The organism is Streptomyces sp. LS1784 (assembly GCF_020103755.1).
Classification (GTDB): Bacteria; Actinomycetota; Actinomycetes; order Streptomycetales; family Streptomycetaceae; genus Kitasatospora.
The window spans coordinates 1-5045 of record NZ_JAHSQD010000577.1; the positions used below are offsets into that span (position 1 = coordinate 1).

6 protein-coding genes are annotated in these 5045 nt (G+C 73.7%); 4 read left to right on the top strand and 2 right to left on the bottom strand.

The window, feature by feature from the left end; genetic code table 11:
* On the bottom strand, window positions 1–826 hold an 826-nt coding region (locus tag KS423_RS38090), incomplete at its 3' end, for an alpha/beta fold hydrolase (protein ID WP_224284313.1).
* Between the two features lie 93 nt (window positions 827–919).
* Here KS423_RS38090 and KS423_RS38095 point away from each other — a divergent pair.
* The 3 genes from KS423_RS38095 (at window position 920) to KS423_RS38105 (ending at window position 3699) form a co-directional block, all read left to right on the top strand.
* Window positions 920–1525, top strand: coding sequence for a TetR/AcrR family transcriptional regulator (locus tag KS423_RS38095; RefSeq protein ID WP_224284314.1), 606 nt, complete (start codon window positions 920–922; stop codon window positions 1523–1525).
* Between the two features lie 139 nt (window positions 1526–1664).
* On the top strand, window positions 1665–2705 hold the full coding sequence (locus tag KS423_RS38100) for an acyl-CoA desaturase (RefSeq protein WP_224284318.1): 1041 nt from the start codon (window positions 1665–1667) through the stop codon (window positions 2703–2705).
* Between the two features lie 196 nt (window positions 2706–2901).
* Window positions 2902–3699: a hypothetical protein gene (locus KS423_RS38105; RefSeq protein WP_224284315.1), complete on the top strand. Its 798-nt coding sequence runs from the start codon at window positions 2902–2904 to the stop codon at window positions 3697–3699.
* A gap of 28 nt (window positions 3700–3727) precedes the next feature.
* Here the strand turns inward: KS423_RS38105 and KS423_RS38110 are convergent, their stop codons facing one another.
* The gene (locus KS423_RS38110) at window positions 3728–4096 is read right to left on the bottom strand and encodes a nuclear transport factor 2 family protein (protein WP_224284316.1); all 369 of its coding nucleotides are present in this window, start codon (window positions 4094–4096) and stop codon (window positions 3728–3730) included.
* A gap of 176 nt (window positions 4097–4272) precedes the next feature.
* Between KS423_RS38110 and KS423_RS38115 the strand changes: the two genes are divergently transcribed.
* On the top strand, window positions 4273–5045 hold a 773-nt coding region (locus KS423_RS38115; protein WP_224284317.1), incomplete at its 3' end, for a LysR family transcriptional regulator.

Here is a 5045-nt window from a genome sequence, read left to right on the forward strand (position 1 = left end):
CGTCGGTGGGCAGCGAGTGCCCGGCGCCGGGGACGATCTCGACCCGGGCGGCCGGCACCAGCCGGCGCAGGCGGTCGGCGACGGCCCGGGCGTCGTGCAGGGCGCTGCGCTCGCCGAGGAGGAAGAGGGCGGGGGCGGTGAGCCGGCCGAGCTCCTCGTCGGTGAGGGTGGCGGCCGGGGGCAGCCGGCGGCGGAAGCCCGTCGAGGCGCGGACCAGCGCCATCAGCTCGGTCTCCAGGACGGCGCTGTTGCCGACCAGCCGGGCCAGCCGGGGGCGCAGCGGGCGCGGGGCCATGGCGGCGAGGCCGCCGAGGATGAGCCAGGTGTAGAAGCGGCGGTCCAGGTCGGCCAGGCCCGCCGTTTCGACCAGGGTGAGGGCGGCGGCCCGGCCGGGGTGGTGGATCTGGTGGTTGAGGGCGATCCAGCCGCCGTAGGAGCAGCCGACCAGGTGGGCGGCGGGCAGGTCGAGGGCGGTGAGCAGCTCCTCCAGCCAGTCGGCGGCGTCGCGGCCGTCCGCGATGGGGGTGCTCTGCACGCTGGCGCCCGGTTCGCCGACGGTGTCCACGGCGATCACGGGGTGCCGGGCGGCGAGGGCGTCGAGGTGGCGGTGCCACATCAGCGCGTTGCCGCCGGAGCCGGGCAGCAGCACGATCGGCCGCCCCTCGACGGGATCGGTGCGGCCGGTGCGGTACACGCGGGTGGTGCCGTAGCCGGTGGGGACGTCGAGCGCCGTCCACGGCTCCGGCCGGAGTTCGGTCAGCGCGCGCTCGTACGCGGCGCGGAAGCGGGCTTCGGCCTTGCCGTTCGTGAACTCGCTGATTCGCATGGTACATGTGTATCACATGCATGATACGGGTGTACCAAGCGAAGCGGGCCCGACCGTCGGGCCCGACCGTCGGGTCCAGCTACGGAGGCCGGAATGACCGCGAAGGTCGACCACGAGGAACGCCGGCGGCAGATCGCCGAGGCCCTGCTGCGCATCGCCGACACCCAGGGCCTGCAGTCCGCCAGCATGCGGGCGGTCGCGACGGAGGCCGGGGTCTCACTGCGGCTCGTGCAGTACTACTTCACGACCAAGGAGGGCCTGCTGCTGGACGCCCTGGCGAGGCTCGGCACCCAGCTCCAGGCCCGGATGGAGCGGTGGATCGGCCAGGCGCGGGCCCCCCGGGAGGTGGTGACGGCGATCCTGTCCTGCATCCTGCCGACGGACGCCGAGAGCCGCCGGATCACCAGGACGTACGCGGCGTACTACACGCTGGTGCTCGGCGACCCCGAGGTGCTGGAGAAGCAGGCGGCGCAGCCGCCGGTGGTGCTGGAGGGCTTCCTCGCCAAGCAGCTCCGCGCGGCGCAGCAGGCCGGGGAGATCGGGCCGGAGCGGGACGTCGAGGCGGTCGCGGCCGGGCTGCTGGCGATGGTCAACGGGCTCGGCTCCAGCGTCCTGGGCGGCCAGCGCACCGGCGAGCAGGCGCTCGCGGTCCTCGCGTACCACCTGGACGAACTGTTCGGGCGGCCGGTGGCGGGCTGACGGCCCCGCGCCGCCGGTCGCCGAGGCGGGCCGGCACCCCTCGCGGCAAGGGGGTTAACACCCGTACGGGACGGGTGCTTTCCCCGTTCTGCGGACGGGCCGGCCGCACCAGACTCTGGGCATGCCCGCGCAGCCCGTGATGACGACCGAAGCGCCCGAAGCCCCCTCCCCCCGGCCGGGGAGCGGCGGCAGCGACTTCGCCCAGTTGACCCGCCGGATAGCCGCCGAGGGCCTGCTCGACCGGCGCCCCGGCTACTACGCCGTCCGTGCGGGCCTGGTGGTCGCCGCCTTCCTCGGCGGCTGGTACGCCCTGTTCGCGCTGGGCGACACCTGGTGGCAGCTGGGCCTGGCGGCGGCGATGTCCGTCGTCTTCGCCCAGATCGGCCTGCTCTCCCACGACCTGGCACACCGTCAGGTCTTCGACCGGCGACTGCCGAGCGAGATCGGCGGTCGGATCGCCGCCAACCTGCTGATGGGCATGAGCTACGGCTGGTGGATGAACAAGCACACCCGCCACCACGCCAACCCGAACCACGAGGAGCGGGACCCGGACGTCGCCCCCGAACTCCTGGTGTGGTCCAAGCGGCAGGCCCGGCAGGCGAGCGGCCTCGCCCGGTTCATCGGCCGCCGGCAGGCGTACCTGTTCGTCCCGCTGCTCCTGCTGGAGGGCCTCAACCTCAGCTTCAACAGCTTCCGTGCGCTGCGCAGCCCCGTGATGAAGCGCCCGGTGCTGGAGGGCGTGCTGCTGGTGGTCCACTTCGCGGCCTACTTCGGCCTGGTGTTCGCCGCGCTCCCGGCGGGCAAGGCGGTCGCCTTCCTCGCCGTGCACCAGGCGCTGATCGGTGTCTACCTGGGTTCCGTCTTCGCCCCGAACCACAAGGGCATGCTGATGGTGACGCCGGAGATGAAGCTCGACTTCCTCCGCCGCCAGGTGCTCACCTCGCGCAACGTCCGCGGCGGAATGGTCATCGACTCGTTGATGGGCGGCCTCAACTACCAGGTGGAGCACCACCTGTTCCCCAGCATGCCGACCCCGGCGCTCGGGCGGGCCGCCCGGATCACCCGGGAGTTCTGCGCCGAGAAGGGCGTCCCGTACTGCGAGGCGGGCCTGTTCCGCTCCTACCGGGAGATCTTCGCCCATCTGCACCGGACGGGCGAGCCGATCCGCTCCGGCGGGTGACCGTCACGCCCGGCTGCCCGGATCCGCCGGTGGGCGCGCCGCCCGGCAGGGCGGCGGAAAGGCCTGAACGCCGGTCCCGCACGGGAAGTCGGATCCGCCGGCTTCCCGTGCGGGACGGCTTTTCACCGGCACCGCCCGTCCGGTACCGCGTTCGCGCCCGTACGATGCCCCGGGCGGGGTGGGCGGAGACCGGGGGTTGGGTGTGGTTCGGTTCTGGCTGCGATGGGTGCTGATCGCGGTCCTGGGGGTGGCGGTCGTGTTCGGCGGCTGGGCGGGGTGGCGGCACTACCGCGCCACGGCCATTCCGGCCCCGCCGGACGTCCCGGGGCTGGCACAGGCCCCGGAGACCGGGGAGGCCCGCCGGGCGGCCGAGGAGCGGATGGCCGGCCGGGTCGACCGGCTGCCCGAACTGCTGCCGTGGGCCCAGGCGTTGGGGAGGTCGACGGTCGACGTGTGCCGGGCCGACTACCGCGGCGACCTGTGGATCCGGGGCAAGTGGCTGCCGGTGGCCTGCGAGCGGACCGTGAACGTGTACCTGGCCTTCGACGGGAGCGACGTCCGCTCCCGGCTCGCCGACCTGGACCGCTACCTTGCCGACCAGGGCTGGCGGAGCTCGCAGCGGTGGGAGGGCCTGGTCGCGGCCGACCAGTACGCCCACCAGCTGCCCGCCGACGCGACCCCGGAGGAGGTCGCGGAGGCGGCGGCCAGGCCGATCGCCCCGTCCGTGGAGTTCGAGCTGTCGACGGGCGAGGCGGTGCGGACGGCGCTGGCCGTGAGTGTCGCCCGGCCGCCGGGCCCCGAACTCCTGACCTCCGGCGAGGACCACTGGTACGAGAAGTACGGCAGCCGGCGCTACCGGAACGACGAGGGGCAGCGGTCCGAGTACCTGACCTGGCAGCCCGTGCGGCCGAGCGAGGTCACGGGGCCCGCCGAGGGCCGGTACGTGGCGGTCCTGGGCTTCACGACCAGGTACGTGCAGAAGCAGGTCGGGTAGGGCCGCTGCCGGTGGCCTGCCCCCGCCCTCAGGCCTTCTTCTCGATGCCGGCCAGCAGGCCGCGGGGGTCGAAGGTGACCCGGATCCGGGTGATCCTGCCGTTCTCGACGTGCATCCAGTTCGCCGTCGGCGCCGGTGGGGCGATGGTCGTGCACAGCTCGAACCAGGTGATCACCTCGTCGCCCTCGGTCACCCGGACCTTCACGTCGATCTTCTCCAACACCTGCCCGAGCCCCTTCAGCCCGGCCAGCGCCTCCTCCACCCCGGAGGCCGTCCCCAGCGCCCCGACGAAGTCGACGTCGTCGGCCAGCAGTTCCCGGATGGTCTCGAACTCGCCCGCCTCCCAGGCGGCGAAGTAGGTCTCGGCAAGCTCACGCGCACTCTTCGTCGTCGTCATGCGTCCATCCTCCCGACCACTCCACCATCGGTCCAACAGATGAATCAGATGCCTTCCATCTCTGCCAGTGATGGAAGAAGGGTGCGCCGGGCGTGTGACCGGCGGGCCGCAGTCGTTCATCCGGCGGGGCCGATCGGCCGGGCGGACGGCGCGCCGGTCGAATATCGTCACCGGTCATGGAGATGCACCAGCTGCGCTACTTCGCCGCCGTGGTCGACGAGGGCACCTTCACCGCCGCCGCTGCCCGGCTGCACGTGAGCCAGTCCGGCATCAGCACCCAAGTGGCCAAGCTGGAGCGCGAACTGGGCCAGCAGCTGCTCGACCGGGCCGGCCGGCAGGTGCGTCTCACCCCGGCCGGCGAGGCGGTCCTGCCGCTGGCGAAGAACGCCCTGGCCACCCTCGACGCCATCCGGCACACCGCCGCCGAGTTCGCCGACGCCGTCCGCGGCCGGGTCCGGCTCGGCATGATCACGGGCTGCTCGATCCCGCCGTTCCTGGACACCGTCGCCGACCTCGGCCGCAGCCACCCCGGCATCGAACTCAGCCTGCACGAGGGGCACTCCGCGGACCTCCAGGCGCAGGTGCTGGCCGGCTCCCTCGACCTGGCCCTGATCGGCTACGCGGGCGAGGTCTCCCCGGGCCTGGAGGCCGCCGTCGCCGTCGACGAGCCGATCGCCGCCGTCGTGCCCGCCGGGCACCCCCTCGACCGGGCGCAGCTGCGACTCGCCGACCTGTGGGGCGAGAAGATCCTCTGCCTGTCCCCGGGCACCGGGATCCGCGCCGCCTACCAGGACTCCTGCCGCCGGCTCGGCCTCGACCCGCGGGTGGACATCGAGGCCAGCTCCCCGGTCGCGCTGCTCCGGCTCGCCGAGCGCGGCGCGGGTGTGGCCGTCCTCAGCGCCTCCTCGGCCGCGGGCGCCGGGCTGCGGGCCGTCCCCCTGGCCGACGC